Below are 15,354 nucleotides of genomic sequence, written 5' to 3' on the forward strand. Positions count from 1 at the left end.
CCATAGCGTTGGGTTGATGAGGATGGTTCACAGGCTGGCGGCCGTCCTGGCCGCCGTCGCGGTGACCGGTTCCCCGGCCACCGCCGCCAATGCCCAAACCCAGGCCCGAGCCGCCGAGGATCTGCGGCCCGCGCTGCTCACGCCGGCCGATCTGCCCGAGGGGTTCGTGCCGATCGCGGCCGCCACCGACGACGACGGCGCCGTCACCCTCGGCGGCAACTTCCCCGGCTGCCCGTCGCTGGACCCGGTGACCGGCGACGGCACCACGGCCGCCGCCGTCACCTACAGCAAGGGCGCCGTCGGTCCGTACCTGACCGACGCGCTCGTGCACTTCCCGGCCGGCGGCGCGGCGACCGCGATGGACCGGCTGACCGCCGCCGTCACCACCTGCAAGTCGTTCAGCCAGGAGCTGGCCGGCATCACGGTGCGCTTCACGCTCACCCCGGCGCAGGTGCCGGCGACGCTCGGCGAGAAGGCGTTCGGGGTGCGGATGACCGGCGACACCGATTTCGGCATCGCGGTCACCGCCGACATCATCGCGGTCCGCCGCGGCGACTTCGTGCTGTGGCTCAACGACATGACGGTCGGCACCGCCGGCGCCGGCCTGGTCGGCACCCTGGCCAGGACCGCCGCCGATCGCTGCGCCCAGCAGGTCAAGGGCTGCTGACGGTCAGCACCACCTTCCCCGCGGAGCGACCCGTGGCGACCAGTTCGTGCGCCTTCGCGACCTCGTCGAGGGGCAGCACCGCGTCGACGACGATCCGCAGCTCGCCGCGGTCGACCAGGTCGGCGAGGGACCGCAGCCCCGCGTGGTCGGGCTGGACCAGCAGGAACCCGGCCCGGCGACCCTGCCGCCGCGCCTCGTCCGCCAGGTACGCCTCGGCGGGCGAGGCGAGCGCCACCAGGACGCCGCCAGGCCGCAGCGTGGTCAGCGACCGAGGCCCGTACTCCCCGCCGATCGGGTCGAGCACCACGTCGAGGTCGGCGACGGCGTCCTCGAACCGCACCGCGGTGTAGTCGACCACCTCGTCCGCCCCGAGACCGCGGACGAGGTCGTGCTTCGCCGCGCTCGCCGTGCCGATGACGTAGGCGCCCCGGGCCTTCGCGATCTGCACGGCGAGGTGCCCGACGCCGCCGGCCGCCGCGTGGATGAGCACCCGCTGCCCGGGCTGGACGTCCGCGGTGTCCACGAGGGCCTGCCACGCGGTGAGCCCGGCCAGGCCGAGCCCGGCGGCCTCCACATGCGACAGTCCGGCCGGCTTGCGGGCCAGGTGCCGGGCCGGCGACGTCACGTACTCCGCATAGGTGCCGGCGGCCTCCGGCAGTCGCGGCATGCCGTACACCTCGTCGCCGGGACGCAGCCAGGTCACGCCGAGGCCGACCTCCTCCACCACCCCGGACACGTCCCAGCCGAGCCGGACGGGCGTGCCGAGCAGGCCACCGGTGGCCCGGTGCCAAAGGTCCGTGGGGTTCACGCCGGTCGCGTGGACCCTGACGAGGACCTCCGAGGTCCCCGGCTCGGGCCGGTCCACCTCCACCACCCGCAGCACCTCGGGCCCGCCGAACGTGTCCTGACCGATCGCGCGCATCACGTTGTCTCCCATGCGCCAAGCCTCGCCGCGACGCCCGTCACGATCGAGTGGCCACATTGCCAGTATGTGCAAAGATCTGGCCATGGCTCATCGTGTCGTCGTCCTCGCCCTCGACGGCGTGTATCCGTTCGAGCTGAGCATCCCGAGCCGGATCTTCGGCACCGCCGACCACCTGTACGAGGTCGTGACCTGCAGCCTCGACGGCGGCCCGGTCCGCACCGGCTTCGACTTCAGCGTCACCGTGCAGCACGACGCGTCAGCCGTCGACACCGCCGACACGCTGGTCGTGCCGCCGTTCGTGTGCGCGCCCGACGGCCCCCGCGACTGGCTGCCGGAGCCCCTCGCCGCGGCGCTGCGCCGGCTGCGGCCCGGCGCGCGGATCGTGTCGATCTGCACCGCCTCCTACGTCCTGGCGGCCGCCGGGCTGCTCGACGGCCGCCGCGCGACCACGCACTGGAACGACGCGGAGCACTTCCAGCGCACGTTCCCCGCCATCGATGTCGACGCCTCGGTGCTGTTCATCGACGACGGCGACGTCCTCACCGCCGCCGGCGCCGCCTCGGGCATCGACGTGTGCCTGCACCTGATCCGCCGCGACCACGGCAGCGCCGTGGCGAACCGGGTCGCCCGCCTCTGCGTCGTGCCGCCCTGGCGGGAAGGCGGCCAGGCCCAGTACATCGACCGCCCGGTCCCGTCCCCGGCGGCCGCGACCACGGCGGAAACCCGGCAGTGGGCCCTCGGCCGGCTCGACCGCCCGATCTCCCTCGCCGAGCTGGCCGCGCACGCCCGCATGAGCGTCCGCACGTTCTCCCGCCGGTTCCGCGAGGAGGTCGGCATGACGTCGGGGCAGTGGCTGACCCGGCAGCGGATCGAGCACGCCCGGCACCTGCTGGAGACCACCGACCTGCCGGTGGACCGGGTCGCCGCCTCGGCCGGCTTCGGCACGGCGGCCTCCATGCGCCAGCACCTCGCCAGCACGATCGGTGTGCCGCCGATGGCGTACCGCAACACCTTCCGCGCCGCCGAACGGGTCTGACACCGGGACACCCCCTGGGCTACCTTGATCCAACTCCGGCCCCGCCGGGGTTGACGGGGGAATGGCTGTGCGGCGCTCGGTCCTCATCGCCGTGGCCGCGGTCTGCGCCGGCACCTCGCCGGCGCCGGCGCGTACACCCCGGACGGGCGGGCGATCGCCACCATCACGCTCGACGGCTGCCTCGCCGACTGCGACCACCAGCAGTTCAGCCGGCGCCGCTGGACGGTGTCCTATGTGGACGCCGCCACCGGCGCGGACCTCGCCGGTCCCGCCCTCCCGGTCGTCACCGGCCCGGCGGTCCGGGCGCTGGGCTGGTCCGGTAGCACCCTGGTGGTCGTCCAGTACGAGGCGGAGACGGACCTGCCGTCGTTCTTCGACGAGACAGGCGCGACCGAGACCCGGCATGTGCGTGTCCTCGGGCTGCAGTCCGGCGCCGAGCCACAGGTCCTGCTCGATCCGCCGGGGATGTCACCTCCATCGACATCCCGCAGCAGCTGATCCATGACGGGAGGTTCGGCGGCCGGGCTCCCGAGGCGGCACTGCTACCGGCCCGATGGGACGCGGCCGCCCAGACGAGCGTGTACGTGCTGTGCCCGGCACTGCTGGTGGCGGCCGTCGTCGCTACCGTCGCAGGCCTGACTGGACGGCGAAGACCACGAGCTGGGCCCGGTCGCGGGCGTGCAGCTTCAGCATCGCCCGGCTGACGTGGGTGCGCACCGTCGCCGGGCTGACGACCAGTTCGGCGGCGATCTCGTCGTTGGACCGGCCGGTGGCGACCCACGCGACGATCTCCCGCTCGCGATCGGTGAGCCGGTGCAACTGCGGGTGCGGCACCGGCGGTGGGGTCGCGGCGGCGCCGAAGCGCTCGATGACGCGGCGGGTCACCGACGGCGACAGCAGCGACTCGCCCGCGGCCACCTCCCGCACCGCGCGCAGCAGGTCCTCCGGCGGGGCGTCCTTGAGCACGAAGCCGCTGGCCCCGTCGCGCAGCGCGGTGAAGATGTACTCGTCGAGCTCGAACGTGGTGAGCATGACGACGCGGACGGCGGCGAGGGCCGGGTCCGCGGTGATCTGCCGCAGCGCCGCCAGCCCGTCGAGGACCGGCATCCGGATGTCGAGGAGGACGACGTCGGGGAGGCAGGCGCGCACCATGGCGACCGCCGCGACACCGTCGGCGGCCTCGGCGACCAGGTCGATGCCGGGCTCGCCGTCGAACAGCGTGCGCAGGCCCATCCGGACCAGGGCCTGGTCGTCGGCGACCACGACGCGGATCACGGGCGCTCCAGCGATTGCACCAGCGGCTTTTCCAGTGGCAGCCGCGCCGTCACCGCGAAGCCGCCGCCGGGGCGCGGGCCGGCCTCGAGGGTGCCGCCGACGCGGGCCGCCCGGGTCCGCATGCCGGCCAGGCCGCTGCCCTCCACCACCGCGCCCGCCGCCCGTCCGTCGTCGCGGACCTCGACGACCACGTCCGCACCCTCGCGGGCGACGCGCACCCGGGCGGTGCCGGCCCCGGCGTGGCGCAGCACGTTGGTCAGTGCCTCCTGGAGGATGCGGTACGCCGCGACGTCCACCTCCTGCGGCAACTCCCCCACCCAGACGTCGGCCACGATCGCCAGGCCACCGGACCGGATCCGGTCCAGCAGCACCGGCACCTCGGCGAGGGTGACCGCCGGCCGCCGGGGGCCGTCGTCGTCGTGGCGCAACAGGTCGAGCTCGGCGCGCATCCCGTCCAGGGACTCGCGGCTGGTCGCCCGGATCGCCTCCAGGGACGCCCGGGCCCTGACCGGGTCCCGGTCCAGCACGTGCAGCGCGACCCCGGCCTGCATGGCGATGACGGCCAGGCCGTGCCCGACCGCGTCGTGCAGCTCGTGCGCCATCCGCATCCGCTCGTCGGCGACCACCCGCAGGACGTTGGCCGCGTGCACCTCGGCGAGCGCCTCCCGCCGGGTCCGCACCCCCACGCCGATCGCGGCCGGCAGCGCCACCGCGAGCAGGACCAGCAGCGGCCAGGTGCCGGCGCTGAACGGCAGGCCGAACCGGAGCCCGCCGGCCACGTACACCGCCAGCCCCAGCACCACGTTGGCCGGGACCGAACGATGCGCCGGCCACGCCACGGCGACCCCGGCCGCCGCGACGGGCACGGCGACGAGGATCGGCCCGACCGGATACCCGGCGGCCAGATACGTCACGACCGCCGCGCCGCAGCCGGCGAGCGTCACCGCGGGCCGGCGCCGCACCGCGAGCGCCGCGACCGCGGCGAACCCGACGAGCACATAGGCGAGCGGGTCGGGCGACCTGGTCCAGCCGGACTCGCCGTCGCCGGCGTCGCCGGTGCCGAGCAGCCCCGCGCCGGCGACCAGCACCGCCGGCCACCACAGCCGCCACGCCCTGGACCACATCGGCCGAGGATACGTTGATTTGCGTACGCCCGGTGCCGTCCGCACGCTGACGCCTCCCCGCCCGCCGGCGCCGATGCTCGACCCATGACCGAGACGATGGTTTCCACCGACCGGCTGACCCGCCGCTACGGCACACGTGTCGTGGTCGACGCGGTCAGCCTGACCGTCCACAAGGGAGAGGTGTACGGCTTCCTCGGCCCCAACGGCGCCGGGAAGACCACGACGCTGCGCATGATCCTCGGCCTGGTCCGCCCGACCGCCGGCACCGCGACCGTCGCGGCCCGGCGCACCGGCGCGCTGATCGAGGGGCCCGGGTTCTTCCCGTACCTCTCGGGCCGCGACAACCTGCGGGTGCTCGCCCGGCACCGCGCCCTGCCCGACACCGCCGCCGGCGCCGCCCTCGACCGGGTGGGACTCGACGGGGGTGCGGCGTTCCGCACGTACTCACTCGGCATGAAGCAGCGGCTCGGGGTGGCGGCGGCCCTGCTCGGCGACGCCGAGTTGCTGGTCCTGGACGAGCCGACCAACGGCCTGGACCCCGGCGGGATGGCCGCCATGCGGGGCCTGTTGCGCGACCTCGCCGCGGAGGGCCGCACGGTCCTGCTGTCCAGCCATCTGCTCGGCGAGGTCCAGGAGATCTGCGACCGCGTCGGCGTCATCACCGGCGGGCGGCTCGTCGCGGAGAGCACCGTCGCCGCGATCCGGGGTGCCGGCACGCTGTTCGTGCGGGCCACGCCGGTGGACGTGGCATCGGCCGTCGCCGCACGGTTCGGCGCCGTCACGGAGTCCGACGGCGGCCTGCGGTGCGACTCCCCGGCGCCCCCGTTGGTCCGGGCGCTCGTGCAGGCGGGAGTCGAGGTGCACGAGGTGCGCACCGTCGAACGTTCCCTCTCGGACGTCTTCTTCGAGCTGACGGGGGATCCGGCATGAGCGCGGAGCTGTTGCGGCTGCGGAAGTGGCCCGTGCTGTGGGTGCTGCTCGGCGTCGGGCTGGCCCTGGACGTGCTGTTCGGCTACCTCTTCGACTACCTGTCCTACCGCACCGGCAGCCGCCCGGTGAGCGAGGACGCCCCGCTGCTCGCCGGCCTGCTCCCGGCCGGCGTGCCGGTGACCACCGTCGAGGGCATGCCCATGTTCGGCGGGGCGATCCTGCTGATCCTCGGCGCCGTCGCGGCCGGCAGCGGCTACGGCTGGGGCACCTGGAAGACGGTCCTCACGACGGCACCGTCCCGGCTGCGGGCGTTCACCGGCCTGCTCGGCGCGCTCGGTGCGGTCGTCGCGGGACTGGTCGCGGCGATGTTCGCGGCGAACTTCGCCTGCGCCTTCCTGGTCGCCACCGCCGAGTCCGCCTCCTTCGAGCTGCCACCGTTGGCGGACCTCGCCCGGGCCGCCGGTGGCGCGCTGCTGATGCATTCGATGTGGGCGTCGTGCGGCGTCCTGCTCGGCATCGTGGCCCGCGGCCCGGCCCTGGCTGTCGGCCTGGGCATGGTGTGGACCCTGGCGGTGGAGAACCTGCTGCGCGGCACCGGCAACGTCCTCGCCCCGGTCGGCGCCCTCGCCGACGTCCTGCCCGGCACCGCAGCCGGCTCTCTGGCCGGCGCCCTGGGCGCGACCCCCTTCGCCGCCAACGGAACCCCGGGCGTCCTGTCCACACTGGACGGTGCTGCGGCGGCGCTGCTCCTGGCGGGTTGGACGGTGGCGTTCACCCTGCTTGCCGGACTGCTGCTCACCCGCCGCGACATCACCTGACCGCCCGCCCGCCGCGATGTCACGTGACCGGCGGGCCGGCGGCGTCGACAGCCGCCCGGGCCGCCGCCTCGAAGCGCTCCGTCTCCGCGGTCCAGCACACCCGGTCCCGGTCCTGGGGCGGCATCCGCGCCAGGAGTCCGGCCGCGGCGTCGGGCGGTAGCGCGTCAAGGATCCGGACCGGTCCCCAGCCGCGGTGCAGGGCGGCGAGAGCGAGCGCGGCGGCGTCGGGATCCATCGCCGTCAGGAACCGGGCGGCGACGTCGGCCGGCCGATACTGCAGCTGGTAGGAGGCCTGCAGCGGCGGCATCAAGGAAAGCCGAGCCGTCGCGTCCTCGGCGCTCATCAGCAGCAGGACCTGGTCGTGCTTCGGGCGGGGGAACCGCACCGCGGCCAGGTCCGGCGGCATGGCCGCCAACAGGCGCGCCGCGAGCGGCTGCGGCATCGCGTTGAACATCCACGCCGCCGGGCGGAGCGCCATCGCCGCGATCGCGGCCGGCACCACGGGGTCGTCGCCCATGGCAGCGGCGATCCGGGCGGCGGGCGCGGGTTCGAGCGCCTCGAACACCTCGGCGAGCTCCCGCGGGCCCAGCCCGGCGAGCTCCGCGGCGGCCTCGGCGGCGGGCAGCGCGGCCAGTTCGGGCCCGGGCCGGGGATGGGTGATCGGCACGCCATGGGTGCGCCGCCAGCGCCGCCACGACCGGTCGGTCATGGATTCGCGGGGGTGCTCGACGCACCACAGGACGTACCCGGCGTGGAGCCGGGCGGCCCGATCCGGCGCGCCGGCCGCCGCGCGCAGCCGCTCGCGCAGCGCGGGGCTGTCGAGGTGCCGCGCCAGGTCGTGATACCGCCCGTCGCTGCGGTGGCGGCGGGGGCGGTGCACGGCGTCGAGCAGCAGGTCCTCCAGGGCGGCACGCACCGGGGGCGACGCGCCGTGGCGGATGAACCCGTAGATGGGCCAGGACACCCGTGGCCAGCGGGGCTGCACCCGCCGCCAGTCGGCCGGGAACCGCTCCTGCCATTGCAGGCACAGCAGCGCGAACGGCTCCAGCCGGCGCAGTTCGTCGCCCGTCCGCTCGGCGCGCTCGTCGGCGAAGGCGGCGAAGGCGGCGACCGGGTCGGCGAGGGTGCCAGTCGGCCGGGACCGGTCCTGCCGCCACAGCAGCGTGCGGTGCCGCCGCACCGCCGCCTCGCGCACCTCGTCGTCGGCCGAGACGAGGTCGAAGACCCACGCGTAGGCGTCCAGCGACCGGATGTCGAACCGCTCCAGCACCGGTTCAGGGTCTCACTCGGACAGCAGGGAGGAGACCTGCGGGGAGAAGGTGGCGTGCAGCACGAGGGCGGCGCCGCCGACGACGGCCGCGTCCACGCCCAGCGGGGACAGTGCGACGTCGACGATGCGGATGCGCCGGGCCAGGGGGCGGGTCGCCAGAGCCCGGACCACTGCCTGGCGGAAGCGGGCCTCGACGTGGCGGATGCCGTGGCCGCCGAGGATGACCAGGTCGACGTCGACGATGTTGACGACGTTGACGACGACGGTGGCGAGGTGCTCGGCGGCGGCGTCGATGACCGCGGCGGCGAGGGGGTCGCCGGCCGCGGCGGCGAGGCAGATGGTCGGGTGGTCCACGGCGAGGGGGTCGGCGCGGTACAGCTCGGACAGCGACGACGCGGCCGGGCCGGCGGCGAGGAGGCGGTGCGCGGCGGCGACGATGGCGGGCGGGTTGACGAGGCTCTCCAGGCAGCCGCGGTTGCCGCAGTAGCAGCCCGGGCCGTCCTCGGCGACCGAGGTGTGGCCGAACTCGGCGGCGTTCATCGAGCCACCCCGGTAGACCTGATGGCCCAGGACGAGGCCGCCCCCGACGCCCGTGCCGAGGTGGAAGTAGGCGAAGTTGGCGACGCCGCGGCCGGCGCCGGCCCAGCGTTCGGCGACGGCGGCGGCGGTCGCGTCGTTGTCGAGGGTCACGTCGAGGCCGGTGGCGGCGGCGAGCATCTCCTTGATGGGCACGCGGCTCCAGTTGGCCAGTTGCGGCGGGGAGATGACCATGCCGACGTGCTGGTCGATGGGGCCGGGGGTGGCGAGGCCGAGGCCGAGGACCTGGCTGCGCTGGACGCCGGCGTCGAGCAGCACCTCGTCGACGAGCTCGGCCATGGCCGCCGTGACGAGCGTGGGGTCGGCCGGGCGGGGCGTGGGGCGGCGGGCGATGACCAGCGGGCGGCCCAGGAGGTCGACGACGACGGCGGCCAGCTCGACGGGGTCGAAGTGCAGGCCGACGGCGCGGCCGGCGTCGGCGTTGAGGCGCAGGACGGTGCGTGGCTTGCCGCCGTTCGACGTGCGGGCGCCGTCCTCGCGCACGATGCCCTCGTCGATCAGCCGGCGGACGATGCCGGAGACGGTCTGCGGGGTGAGCCCGGTGTGCTGTGCGATCTCCACGCGGCTGACACCGTCGGCGAGCTGAATCTGATCCAGCACCACAGCACGGTTATATTGTCCCACTTTAGGGAGATTGGTCCCTACCTGTCGCACGCGTCCCCGCCTTCGTTCCATCGCTGATCACGTACTGATCACATCCTCTCCCAGCACGTTGACTTTGTAAAACAATTTGATTTACGCTCGGACACACGCAGCTAACCGCCCGGACACGAGGCAGCGGTTCTCGGCCCGCCCGCGACGCAGCGTCATTACCGGATTGTTACCAACCAGTCCAGCTGGCGGCTTTGCAAAGTCTGCGATCTGAAATAAGTTGGTCGCCACAACAAATGTGCCAACTGGCGTTCCCCCGGAGGCAACATGACGAGCAGCGCTCCGGTCTTGCTGGAGATGCGGTCGATCACCAAGGAGTTCCCCGGCGTCAAGGCGCTCGCCGACGTCAACCTGGTGGTCCGTTCCGGCGAGATCCATGCCATCTGTGGCGAGAACGGTGCCGGCAAGTCCACTTTGATGAAGGTCCTGAGCGGTGTCTACCCGTACGGCTCGTACAGCGGTGACATCATCTACCAGGGCTCCGAGTCCCGCTTCCCGGATATCCGCTCCAGCGAGCACGCCGGCATCGTGATCATCCACCAGGAGCTCGCGCTCGTGCCGGGCATGTCCATCACCGAGAACCTGTTCCTGGGCAACGAGCCCAAGAAGTTCGGCGCGATCGACTGGCAGGCCGCCAACAAGAAGGCCTACGAGCTGATGGCGCTGGTCGGCCTCAAGGAAGACCCCGACACCCTCATCAAGGACATCGGCGTCGGCAAGCAGCAGCTCGTGGAGATCGCCAAGGCGTTCGCCAAGGACGTGAAGCTGCTCATCCTCGACGAGCCGACCGCCGCGCTCAACGAGAACGACTCCCGGCACCTGCTGGACCTGCTGCGTGGCTTCAAGGACCGCGGCATCACCTCGATCATGATCTCGCACAAGCTCAACGAGATCGAGGCGATCGCCGACACCATCACGATCCTGCGTGACGGCCGGACCATCGAGAGCCTCGACGTCAAGGACGACGGGGTCAACGAGGACCGCATCGTGCGCGGGATGGTGGGCCGCGACCTCAACAGCCGGTTCCCCGACCACACGCCCAACATCGGCGAGGTGTTCTTCGAGGTCCGCAACTGGACGGTCCGGCACCCGATCTCCGCCGACCGCCTGGTGTGCAAGAACTCGAGCTTCAACGTGCGCCGCGGCGAGATCGTCGGCTTCGCCGGCCTGATGGGCGCCGGCCGCACCGAGCTCGCGATGAGCATCTTCGGCCGGTCCTACGGGACCTGGCTGTCGGGGCACATCTTCAAGGACGGCGAGGAGATCGAGCTCAAGTCGGTCGCCTCGGCCATCAAGCACGGCCTGGCGTATGTCAGCGAGGACCGCAAGGCGATCGGCCTCAACCTCCTCGACGACATCAAGACGTCGATGGTGGCGGCCAAGCTGTCGAAGATCTCCCGCAACGGCGTGCTCGACCAGGTCAAGGAGCACACCTACGCCGAGACCTACCGGCAGAGCCTGCGGGTCAAGACCCCGACGGTCGACGAGGGCGTCACCAAGCTCTCCGGCGGCAACCAGCAGAAGGTTGTCCTGGCGAAGTGGATGTTCACGGACCCGGACCTGCTGATCCTCGACGAGCCGACCCGTGGCATCGACGTGGGCGCCAAGTATGAGATCTACGGCATCATCCAGAAGCTCGCCGAGCAGGGCAAGGGCGTCATCGTCATCTCGTCCGAACTGCCCGAGCTGATCGGCCTGTGCGACCGGATCTACACAGTGTTCGAAGGCACCATCACCGGCGACGTCGCCCGTCGCGACGCCAACCCGGAACTCCTCATGAAGCAGATGACCTCTACGAAGAAGATGCCGACGCCATGAGCCGAATCAAAGACCTGCAGAAGAACCTCTTCGGAGGCACGACCTCCAACGCCCGCCAGTTCGGGATGATCTTCGCGCTGGCGGCGGTCGTCCTGTTCTTCGAGATCAAGACCGGCGGCCTGACCCTCACCTCCCGCAACCTCATCGCGGTCGTGAGCCAGTATTCGTACATCCTGATCCTGGCCATCGGCATGCTGATGGTCATCGTGGCCGGTCACATCGACCTGTCCGTCGGCTCGGTCGCCGCGTTCGTCGGCATCATCGTGGCCAAGGCGATGCAGGAGTGGAACCTGCCCTGGTGGCTGGCCATCCTGCTGGGTCTGGGGGTCGGCGCGCTCGTCGGGGCGTGGCAAGGCTTCTGGGTCGCCTATATCGGCGTACCGGCCTTCATCGTGACCTTGGCAGGCATGCTGCTGTTCCGAGGCGGCAACCAGTACATCGGCAACGCCGACTCGGTGCCGGTGCCGAAGGCCTTCCGGGAGATCGGCGCGGGCTACCTCCCCGAGGTCGGGCCGTCGAGCATCCCCTACAACAACCTGACGCTGCTGCTCGGCCTGGCCGCCTGCCTGGCCGTCGCCTACCGGGAGTACCGCGCCCGGCAGACCCGCGTCGCGATGGGCGCCGAGCCGACCCCGGTGTGGGTGTCGCTGATCCGCCTGGCCGTGATGCTCGGCGTGATCATCTTCGCCACGCTGCGCTTCGCCGGCGGCCCGCGGGGCACCAGCTTCCCGGTGTCCGGCATCATCCTGACCGTCCTGGTCATCGCCTACGCCTTCTTCACCCGCAACACGGCCGGCGGCCGCTACATCTACGCGGTCGGCGGCAACGCCCGCGCCGCGGAGCTGTCCGGCGTGCGGCTCAAGCGGGTCAACTTCTTCGTCATGATGAACATGTCGGTCCTGGCCGCACTGGCCGGCATGATCTTCGTGGCACGCTCCGCAGCGTCCGGACCGCAGGACGGTCTGAGCTGGGAGCTGGACGCGATCGCGGCCGTCTTCATCGGTGGTGCAGCCGTCTCCGGTGGTCTCGGCACGATCAGCGGGTCGATCGTCGGTGGTCTGGTCATGGCCCTGCTCAGCAACGGCCTGCAGCTGACCGGCACCGGCTCCGACATGGTCCAGATCATCAAGGGTCTGTTCCTGCTCGCCGCCGTCGCGTTCGACGTCTACAACAAGAGCCAGGGTCGGTTCTCGATCATCGGATCGTTGAGCAAACCCTTCCGCCGGGAGTCAACCGGAGGTCCGTCCGCACCATCCGGAACCGGACAAGAGGCCGCCAAGACCCCGGTGGCCGGCTGACACCCTGTCCCGCCCCAACACCCGCACCTCCATCCGAAGAAAGGCAATGCCAAACATGCGCAAGTTCCTCACCAGGAGCCTCGCCGTCAGCGCGGTCGCTCTGCTCGCGCTCAGCTCCGCGGCCTGTGGCGACTCAGACCGTGACGCCGGCAGCAGCCCCAGCGGCGCTGCCAAGGGCTTCGCCGCCGACTCGCTGATCGGTGTCGCGCTGCCGTCGAAGACGTCGGAGAACTGGGTGCTCGCCGGTGACCTGTTCACCAACGGCCTCAAGGACGCCGGCTTCAAGTCCGACGTGCAGTACGCCGGTGCCTCGACCACGGTCGCGGACCAGCAGGCGCAGATCTCCGCCATGGTCACCAAGGGCGCGAAGGTCATCGTCATCGGCGCCACCGACGCCGCGCAGCTCTCGACCCAGGTCAAGGCGGCCAAGGACGCCGGCGCCAAGGTCATCGCGTACGACCGGCTCATCACCAACACGCCGGACCTCGACTACTACGTCGCGTTCGACAACTTCAAGGTCGGCCAGCTGCAGGGCCAGGCCCTGGTGGACGGCATGAAGGCCAAGAAGGCCACCGGCCCCTGGACCATCGAGCTGTTCTCCGGCTCGCCGGACGACAACAACGCCGGCGTGTTCTTCAACGGCGCGATGGACGTGCTCAACCCGCTGATCGCCAAGGGCGACATCATCGTCGGCTCGGGCCAGAAGGACGTCAAGCAGACGGCCATCCAGGGCTGGAAGGCCGAGGGTGCGCAGTCGCGCATGGACTCCCTGCTGACCTCGACCTACACCGGCGCCAAGACCCTCGACGGCGTGCTCTCCCCGAACGACACCCTGGCCCGCGCGATCATCACCTCGATCAAGGGCGCGAACAAGCCGCTCCCGGTCGTCACCGGTCAGGACTCCGAGGTCGAGTCGGTCAAGTCGATCATGGCTGGCGAGCAGTACTCCACCATCAACAAGGACACCCGCAAGCTGGTTGCCGAGACCATCAACATGGTCAAGGCGCTGCAGGGCGGTAACGAGCCGACCATCAACGACACCAAGTCGTACAACAACGGCTCGAAGATCATCCCGTCCTTCCTGCTCGCTCCGGTCATCGTGACGAAGGCCAACGCCGCCGAGGCGTACGCCAACGACCCGAAGCTGTCCCCGCTCACCAAGTAACAACAGGCACCTGACGTCGTGGGCCCCCGGAACGGTGTTCCGGGGGCCCACGGCCGCTTGAGGGAGCGATCAGTGTCAGCGACTTCCCAGAGCCCCCAGCGAAGCACCCCCACCCAGGATTCCGTCCGCCGCCAGAACCTGGGCGCACTCCTGCGTTACGTCCACGTCAGCGGCGACACCTCCCGCGCCGAACTGACCAACCAGCTCGGCCTCAACCGCAGCACCATCGGCGCGCTCACCGCGGACCTCGCCGGCGCCGGACTCATCGACGAGGGCGCCCCGCAGGAGACCGGCCGCGCCGGCCGCCCGTCACTGGTCGTGCGCCCCCGCTCGTCGCGGGTCTACGGCTACGCCCTGAGCATCGAGGTCGACCGGCTGCGCGCCGCGCGTGTCGGGCTCGGCGGCAAGGTGCTGGACAGCCGCGAGCTGCCCCGCCCGGCCGGCACCGCGGTCCGCGACACCGTGTCCATCCTGGCCGCCTGCCTCCACGACATGCAGCGCGCCGCACCCGCCGACGCGGTGTTCGTCGGCAGCGGCATCGCCGTGTCCCGCATGATGCGCCACACCGATGGTGTCGTGCGCATGCTCCCGCCCGGCCCCGGTGCGACCGGCGCCGCCGGAGCCGAAACCCGTGCCGGCACGGACCTCGGCTCGGCGCTGGGCCTGGACCGCCCGCCGATGGTCGGCAACGTCGCGGACCTCGCCGCCCTCGCCGAACACACCCGCGGCGCCGCCGCCGGCCTCGACAATGTCATCTACCTGCACGGCGACGCGAGCATCAGCGCCGGCATCATCGCCGGCGGCCGCCGCGTCACCGGCCACGGTGGTCACGGCGGCGAGGTCGGCCACATGGTCGTCAACCCGCAGGGCCGCGAGTGCGGCTGCGGCTCCCGGGGCTGCTGGGAGACCGAGATCGCGCAGCACGTGTCGCTGGACCGCGACGCCGTCCTGGCCTGCGTCGAGGCGGCCCGGCTCGGCGACCCCACGGCCCGCACCGCGGTCGGCCAGGCGGCGGACTGGCTCGGCTTCGGCGTCGCCAACCTGGTCAACATCTTCAACCCCACCGCCGTCGTGTTCGGCGGCGCGCTGCGCGAGCTGTACCTGGCCGGCGCCACCCACGTCCGCGGCCGCCTGTCCACCATGGCCCTGCCCGCCTGCCTCGAGCACGTGCGGCTGCGCACCCCGCTGCTCGGCGACGACGCCCCACTGGTCGGCGCGGCGGAACTCGCCTTCGAACGTCTCCTCGCCGACCCGCTGGAAACCGCCGAACCGTGACCCGTCCGGGGCAGACAGGATCCGCCCCGGACCACAGAATGATCAACCGTGACGGCTGCTGCCATCGGTACCCACCAGACCTGCCCGCAATGCGAGGGCCACCTCGTCGTGACGGACCCGGCACCGCCGTGGTGCCCGGCGTGCGAGTGGAATCTCGGCGCGTTCGACCGGCACCGGGCGCCGAGGATGTGGGGGCTGCGGGCCGCCGACCGGGCCGATCACTGGCTGGCGTTCCGGCTCAACCGGCGGCAGTACGCCTCGCTCGCCAGCCGCCCCGTCGGGCACCACGGCAACCCCCTCGCCCGGGCCGCGATGCTGCTGCTCGCCGCGCCGCTGGTGCTGCGGCCGGCACCGGACTGCGCGCGTCGGCGCCCCTGGAATCGCTGCGCCTGCTGAGCCTCAGGCACGACGCGGCGCTGCTGCGATCGCACCCGCCGACCGGTCTGCGGCACCGCATGGTGCACTCCCGGCCAGCGGAGCAACCACAGGTCACCCCCACCGAGCA

15 protein-coding genes are annotated in these 15,354 nt (G+C 72.2%); 10 read left to right on the forward strand and 5 right to left on the reverse strand.

Annotation, left to right across the window (positions count from 1 at the left end; translation table 11 throughout):
- Positions 1-16: 16 nt before the first annotated feature.
- Complete coding sequence (locus tag ACFPIJ_RS45330) at positions 17-667, forward strand: hypothetical protein (RefSeq protein ID WP_380125506.1); 651 nt, start codon at positions 17-19, stop codon at positions 665-667.
- On the opposite strand, the gene ACFPIJ_RS45335 is transcribed toward ACFPIJ_RS45330, so the two are convergent.
- Positions 654-1,604, reverse strand: coding sequence for an NADP-dependent oxidoreductase (locus ACFPIJ_RS45335; protein ID WP_380125508.1), 951 nt, complete (start codon positions 1,602-1,604; stop codon positions 654-656). The genes ACFPIJ_RS45330 and ACFPIJ_RS45335 overlap by 14 nt on opposite strands.
- A gap of 70 nt (positions 1,605-1,674) precedes the next feature.
- Between ACFPIJ_RS45335 and ACFPIJ_RS45340 the strand changes: the two genes are divergently transcribed.
- Entirely contained in the window at positions 1,675-2,628 is a 954-nt protein-coding gene (locus ACFPIJ_RS45340; RefSeq protein WP_380125510.1) for a GlxA family transcriptional regulator, read from the forward strand.
- 234 nt (positions 2,629-2,862) lie between these two features.
- Positions 2,863-3,126 carry a hypothetical protein gene (locus ACFPIJ_RS45345; RefSeq protein ID WP_380125512.1) on the forward strand — a complete coding sequence of 88 codons (264 nt, stop codon included), beginning with the start codon at positions 2,863-2,865 and terminating at the stop codon, positions 3,124-3,126.
- A 123-nt stretch (positions 3,127-3,249) separates the two neighbouring features.
- Here the strand turns inward: ACFPIJ_RS45345 and ACFPIJ_RS45350 are convergent, their stop codons facing one another.
- Both ACFPIJ_RS45350 and ACFPIJ_RS45355 read right to left on the reverse strand, forming a co-directional pair.
- On the reverse strand, positions 3,250-3,903 hold the full coding sequence (locus ACFPIJ_RS45350) for a response regulator transcription factor (RefSeq protein WP_380125514.1): 654 nt from the start codon (positions 3,901-3,903) through the stop codon (positions 3,250-3,252).
- Complete coding sequence (locus ACFPIJ_RS45355; protein ID WP_380125516.1) at positions 3,900-5,027, reverse strand: sensor histidine kinase; 1,128 nt, start codon at positions 5,025-5,027, stop codon at positions 3,900-3,902. Before ACFPIJ_RS45355 ends, ACFPIJ_RS45350 begins: the two co-directional genes overlap by 4 nt.
- Before the next feature lie 84 nt (positions 5,028-5,111).
- On the opposite strand from ACFPIJ_RS45355, the gene ACFPIJ_RS45360 reads away from it, so the two are divergent.
- Positions 5,112-5,957 carry an ATP-binding cassette domain-containing protein gene (locus tag ACFPIJ_RS45360; RefSeq protein WP_380125518.1) on the forward strand — a complete coding sequence of 282 codons (846 nt, stop codon included), beginning with the start codon at positions 5,112-5,114 and terminating at the stop codon, positions 5,955-5,957.
- Positions 5,954-6,775 carry an ABC transporter permease gene (locus ACFPIJ_RS45365; protein WP_380125521.1) on the forward strand — a complete coding sequence of 274 codons (822 nt, stop codon included), beginning with the start codon at positions 5,954-5,956 and terminating at the stop codon, positions 6,773-6,775. Before ACFPIJ_RS45360 ends, ACFPIJ_RS45365 begins: the two co-directional genes overlap by 4 nt.
- Positions 6,776-6,794: 19 nt before the next feature.
- On the opposite strand, the gene ACFPIJ_RS45370 is transcribed toward ACFPIJ_RS45365, so the two are convergent.
- On the reverse strand, positions 6,795-8,045 hold the full coding sequence (locus ACFPIJ_RS45370; protein ID WP_380125523.1) for a magnesium transporter MgtE N-terminal domain-containing protein: 1,251 nt from the start codon (positions 8,043-8,045) through the stop codon (positions 6,795-6,797).
- Between the two features lie 12 nt (positions 8,046-8,057).
- Complete coding sequence (locus ACFPIJ_RS45375; RefSeq protein ID WP_380125525.1) at positions 8,058-9,242, reverse strand: ROK family transcriptional regulator; 1,185 nt, start codon at positions 9,240-9,242, stop codon at positions 8,058-8,060.
- Positions 9,243-9,560: 318 nt separating this feature from the next.
- On the opposite strand from ACFPIJ_RS45375, the gene mmsA reads away from it, so the two are divergent.
- The 5 genes from mmsA to ACFPIJ_RS45400 all read left to right on the forward strand — a co-directional run bounded on the left by mmsA (position 9,561) and on the right by ACFPIJ_RS45400 (position 15,245).
- Positions 9,561-11,111 (forward strand): multiple monosaccharide ABC transporter ATP-binding protein, encoded by a 1,551-nt coding sequence (gene mmsA / locus ACFPIJ_RS45380; protein WP_380125527.1) that lies wholly within the window; start codon positions 9,561-9,563, stop codon positions 11,109-11,111.
- Positions 11,108-12,409: a multiple monosaccharide ABC transporter permease gene (gene mmsB / locus ACFPIJ_RS45385; RefSeq protein ID WP_380125529.1), complete on the forward strand. Its 1,302-nt coding sequence runs from the start codon at positions 11,108-11,110 to the stop codon at positions 12,407-12,409. Before mmsA ends, mmsB begins: the two co-directional genes overlap by 4 nt.
- A 55-nt stretch (positions 12,410-12,464) precedes the next feature.
- Entirely contained in the window at positions 12,465-13,574 is a 1,110-nt protein-coding gene (locus ACFPIJ_RS45390; protein ID WP_380125531.1) for a substrate-binding domain-containing protein, read from the forward strand.
- Between the two features lie 72 nt (positions 13,575-13,646).
- Complete coding sequence (locus tag ACFPIJ_RS45395; RefSeq protein ID WP_380125533.1) at positions 13,647-14,849, forward strand: ROK family protein; 1,203 nt, start codon at positions 13,647-13,649, stop codon at positions 14,847-14,849.
- Between the two features lie 48 nt (positions 14,850-14,897).
- Positions 14,898-15,245 (forward strand): hypothetical protein, encoded by a 348-nt coding sequence (locus ACFPIJ_RS45400; RefSeq protein ID WP_380125535.1) that lies wholly within the window; start codon positions 14,898-14,900, stop codon positions 15,243-15,245.
- Positions 15,246-15,354 lie beyond the last annotated feature (109 nt).

It is taken from the genome of Dactylosporangium cerinum (assembly GCF_042653625.1).
Classification (GTDB): domain Bacteria; phylum Actinomycetota; class Actinomycetes; order Mycobacteriales; family Micromonosporaceae; genus Dactylosporangium; species Dactylosporangium cerinum.

Bases quoted from the DNA above. Each gene is read 5' to 3' on its own strand.
- ACFPIJ_RS45330 (WP_380125506.1), top strand. From the start codon at position 17: ATGAGGATGGTTCACAGGCTGGCGGCCGTCCTGGCCGCCGTCGCGGTG.
- ACFPIJ_RS45360 (WP_380125518.1), top strand. From the start codon at position 5,112: ATGACCGAGACGATGGTTTCCACCGACCGGCTGACCCGCCGCTACGGC.
- mmsB (WP_380125529.1), top strand. From the start codon at position 11,108: ATGAGCCGAATCAAAGACCTGCAGAAGAACCTCTTCGGAGGCACGACC.
- ACFPIJ_RS45390 (WP_380125531.1), top strand. From the start codon at position 12,465: ATGCGCAAGTTCCTCACCAGGAGCCTCGCCGTCAGCGCGGTCGCTCTG.
- ACFPIJ_RS45365 (WP_380125521.1), top strand. From the start codon at position 5,954: ATGAGCGCGGAGCTGTTGCGGCTGCGGAAGTGGCCCGTGCTGTGGGTG.
- ACFPIJ_RS45355 (WP_380125516.1), bottom strand. From the start codon at position 5,027: ATGTGGTCCAGGGCGTGGCGGCTGTGGTGGCCGGCGGTGCTGGTCGCC.
- mmsA (WP_380125527.1), top strand. From the start codon at position 9,561: ATGACGAGCAGCGCTCCGGTCTTGCTGGAGATGCGGTCGATCACCAAG.
- ACFPIJ_RS45335 (WP_380125508.1), bottom strand. From the start codon at position 1,604: ATGGGAGACAACGTGATGCGCGCGATCGGTCAGGACACGTTCGGCGGG.
- ACFPIJ_RS45340 (WP_380125510.1), top strand. From the start codon at position 1,675: ATGGCTCATCGTGTCGTCGTCCTCGCCCTCGACGGCGTGTATCCGTTC.